This window comes from Mycolicibacterium thermoresistibile, from assembly GCF_900187065.1.
GTDB classification, from domain to species: domain Bacteria; phylum Actinomycetota; class Actinomycetes; order Mycobacteriales; family Mycobacteriaceae; genus Mycobacterium; species Mycobacterium thermoresistibile.
The window spans coordinates 876,875-894,230 of the sequence record NZ_LT906483.1 but is presented as its reverse complement, the minus strand read 5'-3'; the positions used below and the strand labels follow the sequence as shown (position 1 = coordinate 894,230).

Sequence of the window (17,356 nt, the reverse complement as noted above, 5' to 3'; positions counted from 1 at the left end):
TCGGAGCAGAAGGAGACATCGAGGACCAATTGGTGGACGACAACAGGGGGATGTCGGCGGCCGATTTGCTCGGCATGAACCGTGAGCTGCAGGGATCGCGCGCCATCCGGTTGCTGGCCACCCACAACCTGGGGCTGTACGCCACCTTGATGGAACGCCACCTCAACGAGGGTGTGGTCGCCGAGACCGAACTGGTGATCCGGCTGGAGCGGGATCTCGCCGAGCTGGACGACCACCCGGACGGGCAATCCGGTCTGGCGCTGATCAAGAACTGGGCCAGCCAGGGCTGGCTGCACCGCATCGTCGACGACCGCACCGGGCAGAACGTCTGCTATCTGACCCAGGACGCCCGCCGGGCGCTGGACTTCCTGCGCGGGCTGCGTCGCAACGACACCATCGCCACCGGAGGGTCGATCAACGGCATCGCGGCCCGGCTCAAGCAGGTTGCGATCCGGGTCGGCGGCGATCCGGCCCGGATCCGCAAGGACATCGAGGCCCAGATCGCCGCGCTGCAGGCCGAGCTGGAGGCGCTCGAGGCCGGCGAACGCCCGGAGCCCGACGTCACCGACTGCTACGACGAGGCCCGCGCGATCGCACTGCAGATGGAGCGCATCATCACCGACATCGGCCAGTACGGGACGATGATCGAGCAGGCCACCGCCGCGCTGGACGAACCCATCGACAGCAACGCCGCCTACCGGGAACGCCAGCGTCGGTTGTACGCCGACTATCAGGCCGCCTGGGAGAGCTCGGGCCGCGACAGCCACCGCGCGTTCCTGCGGATGGTCAACGATCCGGACCAGCGGGCCGAGTTCGAGGCCGATGTGGCGGCGGTCGCCGAGGCGCTGCCGGCGCTGGACCCGCAGCTGCGCAAGGTGATGACCGGGTTCTTCGAGCTGGTCGGCCATCAGATCGACGAGGTGGAGCGCATCCAGCAGCGCTGCGCCCAGCGAATCAAACGGTTCACCGCCTTCGGCACGCTGGAGCAGAGCCGCGGCATCGCGCGCCAGCTCAACGAGGCGATCGCCGCGGCCCGCGCCCTGTTGAAGACGTCGCTGGCCGACTCCCGGCTGGACATCGAGGTGCCGCTGACCCGGCACGCAATCAGTTCCGTCGGCGCGTTGAGCTTCAAGATCAGTGACCTGTCGGTGCCCAAACCGGCCGAACCGGCCGGCGGTGAGGTCGACCTGAGCAGCTTCGCGGCGCTGACCACCCAGGTGGACGCCACCGCGATGGCCGAGCGGCTCAACACCGAGCTGGCCTCCGGTCCGGTGTCGCTGCCGCAGGCGGTGGACCTGGTCGACGGCGCCGGGCAGGGCGCCTATCTGGGGCATGTCATCGTGCTGTGGTCGTGGGCGCTCAAACAGCCCGGCGTGGACGGGGACTGCCCGTCGACCTGGGTGCGGTTCCGGTCCCCGGACGGCCGTGACCGCGCCATCGAGGTTCCGAATCTGATGTTCACCGAACCGATCACTCTGGCTGGAGCTCTCTCGTGACAACCGATCAGGAAGCCGATCTCGCGGCGTTCTCGCAGCTGCCGGAGGTCAACCAGAACCCGCGGCCGCCGCAGCAGCGCCGGCCCCGGTTCGACGGCGATGTGTCGGAGCTGCCCGACCGCGCCTGCTGGGCGTTGCAGCATCTGCTGACGCGGCGTTACATCAGCGCGGAGACCGAACCCGATCTGTACTCGTGGGTGCTGGAGTACCGCGATCAGCTCCGGGTGCGGCTCTCGGAGCTGGATCTGCTGCTGCGGATCGTCGAAAGCCCGTACGAGAATGGCGATGTCGCGTTCGTCGAGCAGGCCCGCTACGAGTCCGCGCGCGGGGTGAAGCTGCTGCGCCGCGAACCGCTGGGCACCTACGACTCGATCCTGGCGTTGCACCTGGCGCAGATGATGCGTGCGGCCGGCGGGCAGAAGGTGGTGATCAGCCGGGAGGAGATGCACGCGCTGTTCTCCGGGGTGCTCAACGACACCGACCGTGACGCGGTGACGTTCGCGGCCCGCATCGACGGCGCGATCGCCCGGCTGACCAGCCTGGAGATCCTGCGGCGCAACCGCGACGACGAGGACAGCTACACCATCAGCCCGGTGATCACCGCGATCATGACCGCGTCGGTGATCAGCGAGCTGCAACAGCAGTTCGAACAGCTGCAGCGCGGCGGGCCGCCCGAGTCCCGCAACGGTGACGCCCCCGAGTCGGGGAACGGGGCGCCGCAGGATCTCGAGGACCGTCTGGACGAAGAGGTTGAGGTCGTTGACTGAACAGTTCCACCTGTCCCGGTTGCAGGTCATCAACTGGGGGGTGTTCGACGGCTACCACTCGATCCCGTTCTCGCCCGGCGGCGCGTTGATCGCCGGCGCCTCGGGCAGCGGGAAATCGTCTCTGCTGGACGCGATCTCGCTGGGGTTCCTGCCGTTCAACCGGCGCAACTTCAACGCCTCGGGTGATCAGACCGCCGCCGGGTCCAGCGCCGGCCGGCGCACCGTCGACAAGTACGTGCGGGGCGCGTGGGGGCAGCGCAGCGACGGCGGCACCAACCGGGTGATGTATCTGCGCGGCGAGGGCACCACGTGGTCGGCGGTGGCGGTCACCTACACCAGCGACTCCGGACGCACGGTGACCGGCCTGGTGCTCAAGTGGTTGACCGGCGAGTCGCGGTCCGATTCCTCGAGCCGGTTCGTGATCGGCGACGGCGACCTGGACATCGAGGAGGTGTGCAACCGGTGGGCGGCCCGCCGGTTCGACGCGTCGGTCTTCAAGGAGGGGGGCTGGCGGTTCACCACCAAGGTGGAATCGCAGTATCTGGCGCAGCTGTACGCCACCATCGGGATCCGCGCCTCCGACGCCGCCCAGCAGTTGCTGGGTAAGGCCAAATCGCTGAAGAGCGTCGGCGGGCTGGAACAGTTCGTCCGGGAGTTCATGCTCGACGAGCCGGAGAGCCTGGCACGGCTGCCGGAGGCGCTCAAGCAGATCGACCCGCTGGTGGAGGCGCGGGAGCTGCTGGCGGTCGCGCAGCGCAAACGCAAGATCCTCGGCGATATCGAGCAGATTCAGCAGCGGTACGCCGCGGAGTCGTCGGATCTGGGCATCATCGATCTGGTCGACATGCCGACGGTGCGCGCCTACACCGACCATGTACGGCTGGCGCAGTGCCCAGAGCAGATCGCCCAGCTCGACAGCACCATCGAACAGCTCGACAACGAATACCAGGACATCACGCGGCAACTGAATCTCGCCAAGGCGGAGGCGGATTCGCTGACCGCGCAGATCAGCGGGTCGAGCGCCAGCCTGGCGCCGCTGCAGTCGCAGCTGACCGCCGCCGAGGCCGAGGCCGAGCAGGTGTCGCGGCGCCGGACGGCGTATGAGGACATGCTGACCGCGCACGGGCTGGAGATCCCGGAGACCGCCGAGGAGTTCTGGAATCTGCGTGAGCGGCTGCTCACCGAGGCCACCGAGTCGCTGGCCAAGGCCGAGCGGCGCCGGGAGGAGTCCACCGACGCCGAGTACGCGCAGAAGGCGGCCCGGCTGGCCCGCGACGAGATCGCCGCGGAGCTGCGCCGGGTGGAGAAGGTGGGTTCGTCGCTGCCCGAGTTCGCGCTGGTGATGCGGGAACAGATCTGCGCCGCGATCGGTGTCGACCCGTCGGAGTTGCCCTACATCGCCGAGCTGATGGATCTGCGGCCGGATCAGACCCGGTGGCGGGTGGCGGTGGAGAAGGTGCTGCGCGGCGCCGGGTTGCGGCTGCTGGTGCCGGACGCGTACTGGGGTGCGGTGCTGCGGTTCGTCAACGAGACGAACATGCGCGGCCGGCTGGCGCTGCATCATGTGCGGGCGAGGATGTACGGGGCGGAGCCGGTGGAGCCGGAGCCGAACACGTTGGCCGGCAAGCTGTTCGTGGTCGACCCGAACCATCCGTGTGCGGCGGAGGCCGCCGATGTGATCGCCGCGGCCGGTGATCACATCTGTGTGGACGACCCGAACGTGTTCGGCCGGTTCCGCCGTGCGGTGACCGACACCGGCCTGTACAAGGAGTCCGATCGGCTGGCGATCAAGGACGACCGGCGGCCGGTGCGCCAGTCCGAATACCTGTTCCAGGGCGATGTCTCGGCGAAGATCAACGCGTTGACCGTCGAGCTAGCCGCCGCGGAGGAGGCGTACCAGAAGGCGCGCCGGGTCGCCGATGAGATCGCCGCGCAGCGGCAGCAGTGGCGGGACTGGGCGGCGTCGTGCCGGGCGATCTGCGAGCAGTTCCCGCAGTGGAGCCAGATCGACGTGGAGACCGCCGACGGGCATGCCGACCGGCTGCGTGAGCAGTATGAGCTGCTTTTGGCCGAGCATCCGGATCTGGATGCGCTCAACGCGCGGGCGGAGGACTGCTGGGCGCAGATCCAGAAGCTGATGACCCGGCGCGGCGCGGTGCAGACCCGCCGCGACGAGCTGGACACGCGACGCACCCGGCTGTTGGAGCTGGCCGAGCGGTTGTCGCCGCCTGCCGATGAGCGCTCGCGCGGAGAGCATAGATTCGTGTCCGAGCCGTTGACCGAGCTGCTGCAGCGCTTCGCCGCGCAGGTGCCGGTGGGCTTGGAGCTGCTCGATCCGGAGCCGCACCGGGAGGCGTTGTTCGCCGCGATCAAGCGGGAGCGTGAGCAGCTGCGCGAGAGCCGTCGGCGGTCGTATGACGAATTGGCCCGCATCCTCAACACTTTCGACACCACATTCCCGGACGCCATCCCCAACGACAGTGATGTGTTCGACGAACGGGTGCACGACTACGTGGCGTTGTGCCGGCACATCGACGAGCGGGAGCTGCCCGAGGCCTACGAGCGGATGATGCGGCTGGTGACCGAGCAGGCGCCGGACGCGATCCTGACGCTGCACCGGGTGGCCGAACAGGAGGCGCGGCGGATCGCCGAGCAGATCGAACGGGTCAACACCGGGCTGGGGGCGGTGGAGTTCAACCGCGGCACCCGGCTGACGTTGCGGGCCACCCCGCGGCAGTTGACGGCGGTGGCCGAGCTGACCGAGATCGTGCGGGCGATCAGCCGCCGCATCGCCGAGGTCGGGCTGGGCGACAAGCAGGCGATCCTGGATCAGTACGCCGACATTCTGCGACTGCGTAACCGGTTGGCGTCGACGACACCGGAGGACCGGGCCTGGACCCGCGATGCGCTGGACGTGCGCAACCGGTTCACCTTCGACTGCGCGGAGTGGGACGTCGCCACCGGTGAGCTGATCCGCACCCATTCCAACGCGGGCGACAACTCCGGTGGGGAGCAGGAGAAGCTGATGGCGTTCTGTCTGGCGGGGGCGCTGAGCTTCAACCTGGCCAGCCCGGACAGTCGCGACAACCGGCCGGTGTTCGCCCAGCTGATGCTCGACGAGGCGTTCTCCAAGTCCGACCCGCAGTTCGCGCAGCAGGCGTTGGAGGCGTTCCGCAAGTTCGGGTTCCAGCTGGTGATCGTGGCGACGGTGCAGAACGCGACGACGATCCAGCCGTACGTCGACAGTGTGGTGATGGTGTCCAAGACCGAGGCGACGGGCCGTAATCCCCGGCCGGTGGCGTCGGTGGCGACCCGGACCATCTCGGAGTTCACCGCGCTGCGCGAGAAGATGGGCTCGTCGCGGGTGCCGGCCGGGGTGTGAGTGGCCACGGCTGGAGCCCGTTGACCTAGCGGTGAAGCAGGGTGTCCAGCTCGACCTGGAAGCGGTCGGCCAGATCCCACAGGTCGTCCGCCAGCTGCGGGCAGGAGAGGATGCCGACGTTGATCTTGTCGTCGTTCGACATCACCGTGATGTTCACACCCGAACCGTGAAAGATCGGGCCGAGCGGATAGAGCGCTTTCACCTGCGCGCCGCAGATGTACAACGTCATCGGCGGCCCGGCGACGTTGGACATGATCACGTTGTGGATCGTCGCGCGGGTCAGTGGGGTGCGGGACAGAAGGTTGATCAGCCAGCCGAAACCGGCGCGGGAGAAGATCTCGGCCGCGTCGACCAGCAACGTCGGTCCGAGGACGGAGCTGTGTTTCTTTGCGTTCGCGTTCGTTTCGGCGATGGCGCGGAGCCGCTGCGACGCATCGTCGAGATCGGTGTGCAGGTCGCAGAACATTCCCGAGATCTGGTTGCGGCCCGGCCGGTCAGACACGTCGCGAACCGACGAGGGCACCACGGCGGTCAGCGGAGTCTCCGGCAGCTGTTCGCGGTCCCGCAGGAAGCCGTGTAGCGCTCCGGCGCACAACGCCATCACGACGTCGTTGACCGTGACGCCGTAGCGGTTCTTCACGAGTTTGACGTCGCCCAGGCTCAGTTGGGCCAGAGCGATGGTGCGCTCCGAGGTCAATGGGGCGTTGAAGGGTGTCGTCGGTGCGGAGAACGGTGCGGCCATCGCCGTTCCGGTGACCACGCGGCCCACGGTCCTGACGATCGTCGACGTCGTTTCCGGAACCATCCTGGCCATCTGTAACGGGCGGGTGAGGAAGCGCAGCAGCCCGCCCGCCGCGATCCCCCATGGCGTCGCGTCACCGACGCCGCCGACCGGGTCGCGCTGCGGGGCGTCCGGCTCGGGGTCACACAGCTGGTTGAGCAGGTTGGCCGCCGACACCCCGTCGACCGCGGCGTGGTGCACCTTGATCATCAACGCGATCGGACCGTCGCGGTCCGCAGGAGTGCCGTCCTGCACTGTGCCGCCGAGGTTCTCGATCACCCACATCTCCCACAGTGGTTTGCTGCGATCCAGCGGAACCGACGCGATGTGGGCACAGAGGTCGGCCAGTTCCCGTCGGCCGCCCGGCGCCGGCAGGCCGACCCTTTTGAGGTGGCGGGTCAGGTCCAGTGTGGTGTCCTCGACCCACACCGGATGGTCGAGATTCAGTGGGTTGTCGGCGAGCTTGGCGCGCAGCTCGGGCACCGCACGCATCCGCGCCGCCAGGGCGTCCCGGAAGCGCTCGAAGCTGTATCCACCCGGAACCGTCGTCGGGTCCAGCTCGACGATCGCGCACACGTGCAGCGGCACCGCGGGCGACTCGCTGTACAAGAGCCCCGCATCGAGGCCGCTCAACCTCTCCACGCACGTGCAGTACCCCGGCGTCCGCCTGTCCAACCGCCGGCGCGGTCAGTCGGCAGGGATGTTGAGCCGTCGCGCCAGATCCGGGCCGCCCACCGCACGGATGAAGTCCGGATCGCCGCACACCACCAGCTGGTCGCGGGCCCGGGAGAGACCGACGTAGAGCCGTTCGCGGGACCGTTCGAACTTGCCGGTCTCGTTGACCACCAGCACCACACACCGGCGCTCCAGTCCCTTGAACCCGAGCACGTGGCCGTAGAACACCTGGTCGGTGTCCCAGAACGTGTCCCAGTAGGCCTTGTGCCCCTCAGCCTGCCGGGCCACCTGTTCGGGGTGCCGGCTGCCGGTGGTGAGCAGCGCGAGGTCCTCGGGCCGCCAGCCTTGTTCCAGTAATGCGTCGACCTGGTCGTCGCCGACGTCCATCGCCTCCTCCCGGTCGCAGGGGATGAACGTCACGGCCGGGCCGTCGCCGCCGCGGAACCGCATCGGATGGTTGACCAGCGGCTGGAACGCTCTGGCGATCTGGCGGGTGTTGCGCAGGTTGTGGTCGAGGATCAACGGCACCAGCGGCACCGGCGGCACTCCGTAGCGGTCGAACACCCGCTGGCCTTCATCGGAGAACACGTAGATCCCGCCCTCGACCGGATCGTCCAGCGCCGCCAGCAGGGGATCCCACCAGGCATCGGCGAAATCCTGGGCCTCGTCGACGACCACCGAGTCGAACCGCTGGCCCGGTTCGAGCCGGGCGGCCAGCTCGGCCATCTGCGCGGGCAGGTCGTGCTCCCAGAACTGCACCGACTCCTCGGTGCGCACCGACTCGTCCGGACCTTCCGGTGCACCCCACTGCATTCCGAGTGCGTGAAACTCGCCGACGTAGGCGGGCCGATGCCGGCGCGGCCAGGACGCGGTGATCCGCTCCAGGTACGACGCCAGCCCGTGTGAGTAGCACACCAGCGCGACCCGTTGTCCCCGCTGCGCCAGCCGGCGGGCCTGCTCGACGGCCAGGAATGTCTTGCCGCTGCCCGCTCCCCCGCGTACCTCGACCCGGTTGAGCATCCGGATCGCGTCGAGGATGACGGCCTGATGTTCGGTGAGCGCGTCGGCGGCGTCCTCATTGGCCAGGGCGCGGGCGACGACGTCACGCTGCGGCAGCCCGCGGCCGCTCAACGCGGTGGCCAGCTGGTCGATGCCCTCCTTGGTCAGCAGCGGCCGGTCGAGCTTCTGATTGAGCAGCACGTAGCGCAGTTTCTCGACGATGTTCGGTAAGTCGTTGCGGTCGATGACTTTCCATCGCGGACATTCCGGCAGACCGAAGTCGTCGGGTAGTTCGGTGTTGGGCAGCACGATGACGTGGTCCCACCGCAACCGGCCCTGCGTCCAGCGGGGATCCTTCTCGATGAAGTCGCGCAGCGCGTAGCAGGCTTCGCGGGCCTGGCGCACGGGGTGGATGCTGACCTCGCGGCCGCCACGTTTCTGCCGCCAGCCGTCGCCGTCGTGCCAGACCTCCCCGCCCTTGACCTCGACGCAGACGATGCCTGCGCCCTCGATGCCGACGACGAAGTCGACCTCGTGGTCCTTGAGGTGGTCGGTGACCCGCTGACCGGGGACCAGCAGGTCGTTGGGTTCGAGCTGATCGACCAGCGCCTGATAGGTGGACCGCTCCGAGGCGTTGAGGCGGGGATACTCGTCGGGGGTGATGGTCACGGCTCCACCCCGTCCAGCCACAACCGCATGTCGAACCCTCCTCGGTGCGTCCGCTTTGCCCGCGCCGCGTCGATGATGCCATCCAGGTCGGCGTCGTATTCGCCGACGATAGCGGTGAGCACCTCGAGGATGTCGGCAGCCTCCTCGATGACGGCGTCCCGGCCGGCAGCGGCCCGCAGTTCGTCGACTTCTTCAGCCAGCTTGGCGTACAGGGCGGTACGCAGCTCGGCGCGGTTCAGCGTCCGCACCCTCGGTGTCCGGCCGTCGGCCCGGATGAGGTCCGGGATGCGGTCCCGCACGAGTTTGCCCATGACATCGTCCCCCTCGGTTGCCGATAGTTGTAGCCCATGGCGCCGACAATGGGCTGTCAGGGTGTCAGAGGGGGTGTCAGAGAGGGTTGAGCGACGGCGCGCGAGTGTGTGGCCGGACGTGACCGAGAAAGGGTCGTCGCGGCAGTGAGCACCTCCGCTCGGCCGAGGTAGCTACGTCCGCTGTTCCAGCTGCGTACGGACGGCCTCGTAGGTGTCGAGGTCGAACGCCACGATCCGGGCTTCCTCGACCCGGGCGTCGGCCAGGCCGATGGTCTCGATCGCGGCGGCGATGGCGTCGTGACGGGGCCAGCCGTAGATGCCGCTGCTGATCAACGGGAACGCAACCGTGGCGGCGCCGAGCTCATCGGCCACCTCCAGCGATCGCCGGTAGCAGGACTCCAGCAGTGACCGGTCGCGCTCCCCGGCGCGGTAGTTCGGGCCGACGGTGTGGATCACCCAGCGCGCGGCCAGATCACCCGCGGTGGTCCAGCCCGCGTCGCCGGTGGCCAGCCCGTCCGGGAACCGCTCGATGCAGTCGCGCAGGATCGCCGGTCCGCCGGCGCGGTGAATCGCCCCGTCGACACCGCCCCCGCCGCGCATGGCGCGGTTGGCGGCGTTGACGATCGCATCCACGGTCTGCTTGGTGATGTCGCCCTGAACTGCGGTGATGATCGGCATGACGCCAGTATGCGCACCGCCCGCCGGACCCTGGCCCCCGATGAGCGACCGGGGCCGGAAACCGGGTCCGGCTGTCGGTACCCCGCGATATGGTGCGGACGACAGGCAAATATTCGGGGGGCCACATGTCGAGCATTCGACGCTTCTCATCACGGGATACCGGTACGCGGGTCCCGAAGGCAGCAACCACGCCGGCGGGGCTGCCGGCGTGCTCCTCGGGACGGTACCGATGAGCGGGCCGGAGTCCCGGGCCGGGACGCGGTTCGGGAAGTACGAGCTGACGGCGCTGCTCGGACGGGGCGGCATGGGCGAGGTCTATGAGGCGTTCGACACCGAGAAGCGTCGTGCCGTCGCGTTGAAGATCCTGCGCGCCGAATACGCCCGGGACGACCGGTTCCGCACCCGGTTCCTGCGCGAGTCGCACGCCGCGGCGATCCTTCAGGAGCCGCATGTCATCCCGATTCACGACTGGGGGGAGATCGACGGCAACCTGTTCATCGACATGCGGTTGGTGCAGGGGCGCACCCTGCACGACCTGATCACCGACGGGCCGCTTGGTCCGGACCGCGCGGTGGAGATCGTGCAGCAGGTGGCCGACGCGTTGGACGCCGCGCACGCCGAGGGTCTGGTGCACCGCGATGTCAAGCCGCACAACATCCTCGTCACCCCCGCCGACTTCGCCTATCTGGTGGATTTCGGGATCGCCGCGATGCAGGGCGACAGCCGGCTCACCCTGGCGGGAACCCAGATCGGCTCGCTGGCCTACATGGCCCCGGAACGGTTCAACGACGAACCGTGCACCCCGGCGACCGACATCTACGCCCTGGCGTGTGTGCTGTACGAGGCGCTCACCGGGAACACCCCGTTCGACACCGGCAGCCACGAAAGCCTCATCGCCGCACACCTTTCCACACCTCCGCCGGCGGCCGGTGCCGCCAATCCGCGGGTGCCTGCGGCGCTGGACGCGGTGATCGCCCGCGGCATGGCCAAGCAGCCCGATGACCGGTACGGCAGTGCCGGCGCGTTGGCCCGCGCCGCCCGCCGCGCGCTGACCTCCGCAGGCGGGGTCGATCCGGCGGCGGCCACCATGGCCGCGCCGGTTGCGGCGGGGCCGGTTGCCGCGGGGCCGGTTGCGGCGGGGCCGGTCGTGTCGGGGCCGGTCGTGTCGGGACCGCAGGACACCGGCCCGACGGTCGCGCTCTCCGCGCAGTCCGGGGCGGCACGCACCTGGATGGTGCCGGTGGCGCTGGTCGGGATCGCGTTGCTGCTGGGTGCGACGGGCGTGGTGATCGGGTTGTTGATGTCGCCCGGCCCGGACACGCCCGCGCCGGTCGCCGTGACCCCGGAGCTGCCGACCGTGCTCGCGCCGACCACGATCATCCAGACGGCGCCGGTCACCACGTCCACCAAGACGGTGACCGCGACGCCGCCACCGCCGCCTCCGACGAGACCGGCGGCGTCGGTGTCGGTCCAGCCCGGTCCGGAGGCCGCCAGCCTGCAGCGGCTGCGCCGGCTGGCCGCCGGCGACCGCGCTTTCGTCGCCGACCGGCTGGCCGACCGGTGGGTGCCGCAGCTGAGCTCCAAACGCCCGGGCATCGTCGATAAGGGTGTGACCTGGGACAACGCGTTGACGTTGCAGGAGCACCTGCTGCTGCGGCAGCGGTACGACGCGGTGTTGGTGTGGTCGGGTGACTGGTCGACGTTCGACGCGCCGAACTACTGGGTGACGATCGTGCCGGTCACGTTCGCCACCCCCGACGGTGCGCTGGCGTGGTGCCGGGCGCAGGGCCTCGGCCGGAACGACTGCTATGCGAAGCTGGTGAGTACCACCCATCCGGTACGCGGAAGCACTGCCCACAACTGACGGAATCTCTCACCGATGCCCACCACAGCCACCCTGCGGTCCGCGCAGCGCGGCGCCGTCCGGTGGGCGAGAATTCCGGTGGCGTTGGCGGTGGTGGTGCTGTGTGTGCTGGCGGGCACCGGCTGCGGTCAGCGCTATGTCCTCGACGGGCGCGCGGTGTCGATGCGCTACGACCCGTTCCGGGTGGCCGGGCTGCCCACCACCGACGGGCCGAGCGGGCCCCGGGTGCCGCTGCCCGGGTCGACGGCGCGGGTGACCAACTCCGACGGCGGCGAGATCGACCGGTCGGCGCTGCTGGCCATCGAGGACATCGAGGACTTCTGGTCGCAGCACTATCCCGAGGCGTTCTCCGGCACCTTCGCACCGGTGCAGACGCTGGTGTCGATCGACCCGTCGGATCCGAGCAGCCCCGCGGTGTGCGGGGCCGAGGCGGCCGAACTGAGGTACAACGCCGCCTACTGCCGCACCCGGGACGTGCTGGTGTGGGACCGCGAATACCTGCTGCCGGTGGCCAATACGTTCTTCGGGGTGATGGCGGTCAACGGGGTGCTGGCCCACGAGTACGGCCACGCGGTGCAGGTGCAGGCCCGGCTCGTCGACGCCGACACCCCGACGTTGATCGGGGAGCAGCAGGCGGATTGTCTGGCCGGCACCTATCTGCGCTGGGTGGCCGAGGGGCACTCCCCGCGGTTCACCCTGAACACCACCGGCGATCTGGACCGGGTGATCGCCGGGGCGATCGCGATGCGCGACCCGATCTCGGTGGTGCGGTTGCTGGTGCCGCCGTCCGAGGCGCACGGCACCGCGCTGGACCGGGTCAGCGCCCTGCAACAGGGTTTCGATGTGGGTGCGGAAGCCTGCGCGGCGATCGATTTCGACGATATCGAGCAGCGGCGCGGTGAGCTTTCCTCGTTGCTGTTCCACTCCGGCATCCCGGCCAGCGATCTGCGGATCACCGAGAACACGGTGAAGTCGCTGATGGAGGTGCTCGACGTCATCTTCGCCCCGGCGGCGCCGCCCGCGCTGGAGGTCGACCAGTCCGGCTGCCCGCTGCCCGACGGGCTGCCCGCGCGGTACTGCCCGGACAGCAACACGGTCAGCGTCGATCTCGCCGCGCTGCGGCGGATCGGCACCCCGGCCGACGAGAGCCAGCAGGTGCTGCTGCAGGGCGACAACACCGCACTGTCGGTGGTGGTGTCGCGTTATGTGCTTGCGGTGCAGCAGGAGCGGGGTGTGGGCCTGGAGTCCGGGGTCGCCGCGATGCGCACCGCGTGTCTGACCGGGGTGGCCCAGCATCAGATGGCCGAGCGCAACGATCTGGCGTTGACGCTGGGCACCGGCGACCTCGACGAGGCGGTATCGGGGATCCTCACCAACGGGGTGGTGGCCAGCGACGTCAACGGTGGGGTGGTGCCGTCGGGTTTCACCCGGATCTCGGCGTTCCGGTCCGGGCTGGCCGGGGACGTCGACGACTGCTTCCGGAGGTTCCCGTGACGGCGGGTCCCGGGTGTCGGCGGAGGTACCGGTGACCGGCCCGCGCGACGGACGGGACCGGGCGCGGTGGGCCCGCCCCGACGATCCGACGGTGGAGTTCCGACGGCCGCCGGCGCCGCCGGTCCCGCCTGTGCGCCGTCCCCCTCCCGTGCCGCCCCGGCGCCCGGGACCCCCGCCCGCGTCGGGGGCCGGGGAGCCGTGGTGGCGCACCGTGAACCGCGAACCGCCGCCGATGCCACGTCGGCCGACCCGGCCGTCCCGGCCGTCCCCGTCCCCCGGTCCCGCTGCGCCGTCGCGGGGCGACGCATCCCGCCGGCCGGTGCGGACGATCACGCAGCCGCCGGCCCCGGCCGCTCCCCCGCCCGGTAGGAAGACCCGCCGCACTGTGTCGCCGGGCCGGCTCGCCGCCGGTGTCGCGGTGGTGCTGGCCGGCGGGATGGCACTCGGAGTCGGCTTGTCCACGATGAATCCGGTGCGTGACAACGTTCTCGACGTGTCGGATGTGGAGCGGGACGTCGCCGAGATCCTGCTCGACCCGATCGACGGTTACGGGGTCGACGGGCTGACCTCGGTCCGCTGCAACGGCGGCAAGGATCCGGTGGTGCGGGCCGGGGCGGAGTTCTTCTGCGACGCGGTGGTCGACGGCAAGACCCGCAGAGTGCTCGTGGTGTTCCAGGATGACGCCGGCACCTATGCGGTGGATCGGCCGCGGTAGCCGCTGCGCGGACAGCGGGGCGCCGCCGGTGGTTCGACTAGCCGCCCCGGGTGAGCGGGTCAGTGTTCACAGGCAGGGTGAGACGCACACCATCGAGAGCGACGACTGCACCGTGTCCGTCGGCGGCGACACCAACACGGCGACGGTCACCGGACACACCACCGCGCTGACGGCGTCGGGAGTGCACAACGAGATCACGGTCGAGTCCGCCGGCCTGATCGTCGCGGCCGGGATCGGTATCCGGGTCACCTACCGGTCCGGGGAGCCGAACAGCAACTGCCCGGGCTCGGCAACATCGTGTCGCCGGGGTGAGGGGCGGACGCAAACTATCGACCCCGGATCAGCTCAGCGGCTTTCTCGCCGATCAACACACAGGGCGCGTTGGTGTTACCGCTCGTGAGGGTCGGCATCACCGAGGCATCGGCCACTCGGAGACCGGAAACACCGCGTACCCGAAGTTGGGGGTCGACAACGGCATCCGGGTCTGAGTCGGCTCCCATTCTCGCGGTTCCCACCCAGTGCGATCCGCCGAAGCAGTGGTTACGGATGAACTCCGCCCACTCATCGTCGGTCTCCACTCCGCGGCTCGGTGCGTTCTCGGCGATGACGTGCGGCCGCATCGCCGGCGACTGGAAGATCTCACGAACCTTACGGCCGGCAGCAGTCAGATCAACCACATCGCGTTCATCAGCGAGCATGGGATGTTCGATCACCGGTGTGGCGTCGACATCCGGCGAACCCAGTCGGACGGTGCCGCGCCCGCGGGGATGCAGCGGCGACATGAACGCACTGACGATCGAGTTGCGTGAGAGTGACACGTTCTGTTTGTCGTAGCGGTTCTGCTCCGCCTCCTCCTGGGTGGCGTGCGGCTTCTCTTGTTCGGTGCCCAACGGGGCCATCAGCACGTGGTACTGCGGCCAGCCTTCGGGCTCCAGCGGAGGACCGAAGAGCATCGCATGCGACAACGGCGCCGTTGCCGGACCCCGTCGACGAAGCACGAAGTCGAACGCGCCCTTGAGGATCGACAGCGGAGTGAGTTCCTGGTTCAGGGTCCGGTCGGTGACGGTGAAAGTCATGGTGATGGCGGGATGCTCTTGCAGGTTGCGACCCACTCCCGGAAGGTCGGCGATCACGTCGATCCCGTGGTCACGCAATTCTTCGGCCGGACCGATACCCGAACGCAGCAGAATCAACGGCGAACAGAGCGCGCCGGCGCTGAGGATGACCTCCTTGGCCGCGTAGGCAACCTTGCGGGTGCCGCGCCTGACGTACTCCACCCCCACTGCCCGCCCGTTTTCGATGATCACCTTGTCCACCACCGCATGCGACTCGACATCGACTTCACCACGACGTCGGGCCGGCGCCAGGAATGCCTGGGCCGCGCTGTGTCGCAGACCGTTCTTCTGCGACAACTGTGACCACGCGGCCCCGAACTGGGACTCACCGTTGTAATCGGCGAGAATCGGCATACCCGTCTGGGCCGCGCCGGTGAGCCATTTCTGAACCAGCGGATGGTGCAGCCGGATGCGGGACACGTGCTGCGGTCCGGTGCCGCCGCGATATCGATCGGCACCGCCTTCCCAGGTTTCCAGGGACCGCATGGCGGGCAGTAGTGATTCGTAGTCCCAGCCCTGCGCTCCCAGTTTGGCCCAGGTATCGAAGTCGGCTCGGTTTCCTCGCACCCACAGCATGGCGTTGACCGAGCTGCCGCCGCCCACCACCCTGCCGGCAGCCCAGGTGTCCACCGCGCCGTTGCGGGTGGGGTCCGGCTCGAGTCGGAAATGCCAGTAGTTCCTCGGATTCACTCTCATCAGGCCCGCCGGTATCCGGATGAATGGCGAGAGGTCACTCCCCCCGGCCTCCAGCACCAGAACGCTGTGTCGCTTCCCCTCGGCGAGCCGACCCGCGACCGTACACCCGGACGATCCGGCGCCGACCACGATGTAGTCATGCAAATTGCTTCTGCGACCCATCATCACCACGCCCATTGGATGTGTTGAACTTCGGAGAATTCTTGAATGCCCCACATGCCGTACTCGCGGCCGATTCCGCTGGCCTTCATTCCGCCGAACGGGGCGTCCGCGCGGAATCCTCCTCCGTTGACCTGGACGCTGCCGGCCCGGATTCGGGCCGCAACCTCCAGCCCGGCGCGGACGTCGGCGGTGAACACTTTCCCGTGCAGGCCGTACGGTGTGTCGTTGGCGAGTTTCACGGCCTCTTCGACATCGTCGTAGACCAGCAGCACGGCCACCGGACCGAACAGTTCCTGCTGAGCGATCTCCGCCCGACTGTCGACACCGGCGAGCAGCACCGGTTCGTGATACCAGCCGGGGAGCGCGTCGACGCTGCGGCCGCGGGCGATGACGTCGGCACCGTTCCGGATCGCCTTCTCGACGTGACTGCGGACGAAATCGCGGTGTTCGGGCCTGATGAGCGGCCCGATCACGGTGGCAGGATCCCAGGGGTCGCCGACGAGCACGCCCTCGATGAAGGCCTGACTCCCGGCGATGAACTCCTCGACCTTTTCCCGAGGGACGATCAAACGCGTTGTCGCACCGCAACTCTGACCCGAGTTTGCGAGGTATCCGAGCAGTATGCCGGGCAGCTGCTCTGCGAGGTCCGCGTCCGGGAGAACGACCGCGGGGGATTTGTCCCCGAGTTCCAGCGACAACGACTTCGCGGTGTCGGCGGCCTGCCGCATGATCTGCGCGCCGACCGCCATGGAGCCGGTGAAGGCGACCTTCTCGACGCCGGGATGGGTGGTCAGGTGCCGGCCGATCTCCGGCCCGCCGACGACGGTGTTGACGGTGCCGGGCGGGAGATCGCTGAAGATGTCGTGCAGCAACAACGTGGTCAGCGGCGTCCGGGGGCTGGGCAACAGCACCACGGTGCATCCTGCGGCGAGAGCGGCGCCCGCGGAACGGATCGCGAGCAGGATCGGGAAGTTGTAGGCGGCGATGACGGCAGCGACTCCCATGGGACGCCGCGCCACATAGCTCGAACTGGGTACCGGATCGAAGTGTGGCCCGAGGTGCGTGACGCCGATATCTGCTGCCGCGTCGGCATACTCCCGCAGCACCTGCACCGGTAGCTGCGCCTGGAGGGTGGTCGCCAGGGTGATCGGAGTTCCGACCTCCTCTACCAGCGCTGCCGAGAGCGGTGCGTGGAGCTGTTCGAGCCGGTCGGCGACCCGATGTAACGCCGCGGATCGTTCCTTGGGTGACATCCGCGGCCACGGCCCCTCGTCGAAGGCCCGTCGTGCTGCTGCGACCGCGGCGTCGAGTTGGGCGACCGAGGCGCTGTTGACCGTCGCGATCGGGGCAGCGGTGGCCGGATTGGGCACGCGAATCGGATGTCCGTCGCCTGGAACGCGCTTCCCGTCGATGTAAAGCTCCTGCTCCCACGTCGGGATCGCCTCTCGGGTGACCGGGCCAACTGCCATACCTGCCCCTTTCTGGGCTTGGGCCCGCCGGGCGGGCGGGTCGTGTCTGTGACGCGTGCCACGCCTAACGTTAAACATCAGAT

At 69.0% G+C, this 17,356-nt stretch carries 14 protein-coding genes; 7 read left to right on the top strand and 7 right to left on the bottom strand.

From position 1 onward, the window contains the following. Positions 1–50: 50 nt before the first annotated feature. Genes CKW28_RS04040 through CKW28_RS04030 form a run of 3 tightly spaced genes read left to right on the top strand, consistent with a single transcriptional unit; the run spans position 51 to position 5,645 of the window. Positions 51–1,496: a DUF3375 domain-containing protein gene (locus CKW28_RS04040; protein ID WP_040547564.1), complete on the top strand. Its 1,446-nt coding sequence runs from the start codon at positions 51–53 to the stop codon at positions 1,494–1,496. Further along, positions 1,493–2,263 carry a DUF4194 domain-containing protein gene (locus tag CKW28_RS04035; RefSeq protein WP_003925956.1) on the top strand — a complete coding sequence of 257 codons (771 nt, stop codon included), beginning with the start codon at positions 1,493–1,495 and terminating at the stop codon, positions 2,261–2,263. Before CKW28_RS04040 ends, CKW28_RS04035 begins: the two co-directional genes overlap by 4 nt. Further along, the gene (locus CKW28_RS04030) at positions 2,256–5,645 is read left to right on the top strand and encodes an ATP-binding protein (RefSeq protein ID WP_003925955.1); all 3,390 of its coding nucleotides are present in this window, start codon (positions 2,256–2,258) and stop codon (positions 5,643–5,645) included. The genes CKW28_RS04035 and CKW28_RS04030 overlap by 8 nt, the downstream gene beginning before the upstream one ends. 25 nt (positions 5,646–5,670) lie before the next feature. Here CKW28_RS04030 and CKW28_RS04025 read toward each other — a convergent pair whose 3' ends face one another. From CKW28_RS04025 to CKW28_RS04010, 4 genes are all read right to left on the bottom strand, one after another. After that, positions 5,671–7,068, bottom strand: a complete 1,398-nt coding sequence (locus tag CKW28_RS04025; protein ID WP_040547067.1) for a WS/DGAT/MGAT family O-acyltransferase — start codon at positions 7,066–7,068, stop codon at positions 5,671–5,673. A gap of 45 nt (positions 7,069–7,113) precedes the next feature. Beyond that, positions 7,114–8,769: a nuclease-related domain-containing DEAD/DEAH box helicase gene (locus CKW28_RS04020; RefSeq protein WP_003925953.1), complete on the bottom strand. Its 1,656-nt coding sequence runs from the start codon at positions 8,767–8,769 to the stop codon at positions 7,114–7,116. Further along, positions 8,766–9,080: a nucleoside triphosphate pyrophosphohydrolase gene (locus CKW28_RS04015; protein WP_003925952.1), complete on the bottom strand. Its 315-nt coding sequence runs from the start codon at positions 9,078–9,080 to the stop codon at positions 8,766–8,768. Before CKW28_RS04015 ends, CKW28_RS04020 begins: the two co-directional genes overlap by 4 nt. Before the next feature lie 171 nt (positions 9,081–9,251). Next, positions 9,252–9,758 carry an O-acetyl-ADP-ribose deacetylase gene (locus CKW28_RS04010; RefSeq protein ID WP_003925951.1) on the bottom strand — a complete coding sequence of 169 codons (507 nt, stop codon included), beginning with the start codon at positions 9,756–9,758 and terminating at the stop codon, positions 9,252–9,254. A gap of 229 nt (positions 9,759–9,987) precedes the next feature. Between CKW28_RS04010 and CKW28_RS04005 the strand changes: the two genes are divergently transcribed. The 3 genes from CKW28_RS04005 to CKW28_RS03995 all read left to right on the top strand — a co-directional run bounded on the left by CKW28_RS04005 (position 9,988) and on the right by CKW28_RS03995 (position 13,831). Beyond that, positions 9,988–11,622, top strand: coding sequence for a serine/threonine-protein kinase (locus tag CKW28_RS04005; protein WP_003925950.1), 1,635 nt, complete (start codon positions 9,988–9,990; stop codon positions 11,620–11,622). Between the two features lie 15 nt (positions 11,623–11,637). Then, complete coding sequence (locus CKW28_RS04000; RefSeq protein ID WP_003925949.1) at positions 11,638–13,116, top strand: neutral zinc metallopeptidase; 1,479 nt, start codon at positions 11,638–11,640, stop codon at positions 13,114–13,116. A gap of 319 nt (positions 13,117–13,435) precedes the next feature. Further along, positions 13,436–13,831: a DUF4333 domain-containing protein gene (locus CKW28_RS03995; protein WP_234785012.1), complete on the top strand. Its 396-nt coding sequence runs from the start codon at positions 13,436–13,438 to the stop codon at positions 13,829–13,831. A 66-nt stretch (positions 13,832–13,897) separates the two neighbouring features. Here CKW28_RS03995 and CKW28_RS24025 read toward each other — a convergent pair whose 3' ends face one another. Further along, positions 13,898–14,080 carry a hypothetical protein gene (locus tag CKW28_RS24025; RefSeq protein ID WP_003925947.1) on the bottom strand — a complete coding sequence of 61 codons (183 nt, stop codon included), beginning with the start codon at positions 14,078–14,080 and terminating at the stop codon, positions 13,898–13,900. Between CKW28_RS24025 and CKW28_RS24415 the strand changes: the two genes are divergently transcribed. After that, the gene (locus CKW28_RS24415; protein ID WP_353960607.1) at positions 13,998–14,231 is read left to right on the top strand and encodes a DUF3060 domain-containing protein; all 234 of its coding nucleotides are present in this window, start codon (positions 13,998–14,000) and stop codon (positions 14,229–14,231) included. The two genes, CKW28_RS24025 and CKW28_RS24415, sit on opposite strands and share 83 nt — an antisense overlap. Here the strand turns inward: CKW28_RS24415 and CKW28_RS03985 are convergent. Together CKW28_RS03985 and CKW28_RS03980 are read right to left on the bottom strand one after the other, a co-directional pair. Further along, a complete protein-coding gene (locus CKW28_RS03985) occupies positions 14,158–15,819 on the bottom strand; it encodes a GMC family oxidoreductase (RefSeq protein ID WP_003925946.1) in 1,662 nt (553 codons plus the stop codon). The two genes, CKW28_RS24415 and CKW28_RS03985, sit on opposite strands and share 74 nt — an antisense overlap. Further along, entirely contained in the window at positions 15,807–17,273 is a 1,467-nt protein-coding gene (locus CKW28_RS03980) for an aldehyde dehydrogenase family protein (protein ID WP_040547066.1), read from the bottom strand. The genes CKW28_RS03985 and CKW28_RS03980 overlap by 13 nt, the downstream gene beginning before the upstream one ends. Between the last annotated feature and the right edge of the window lie 83 nt (positions 17,274–17,356).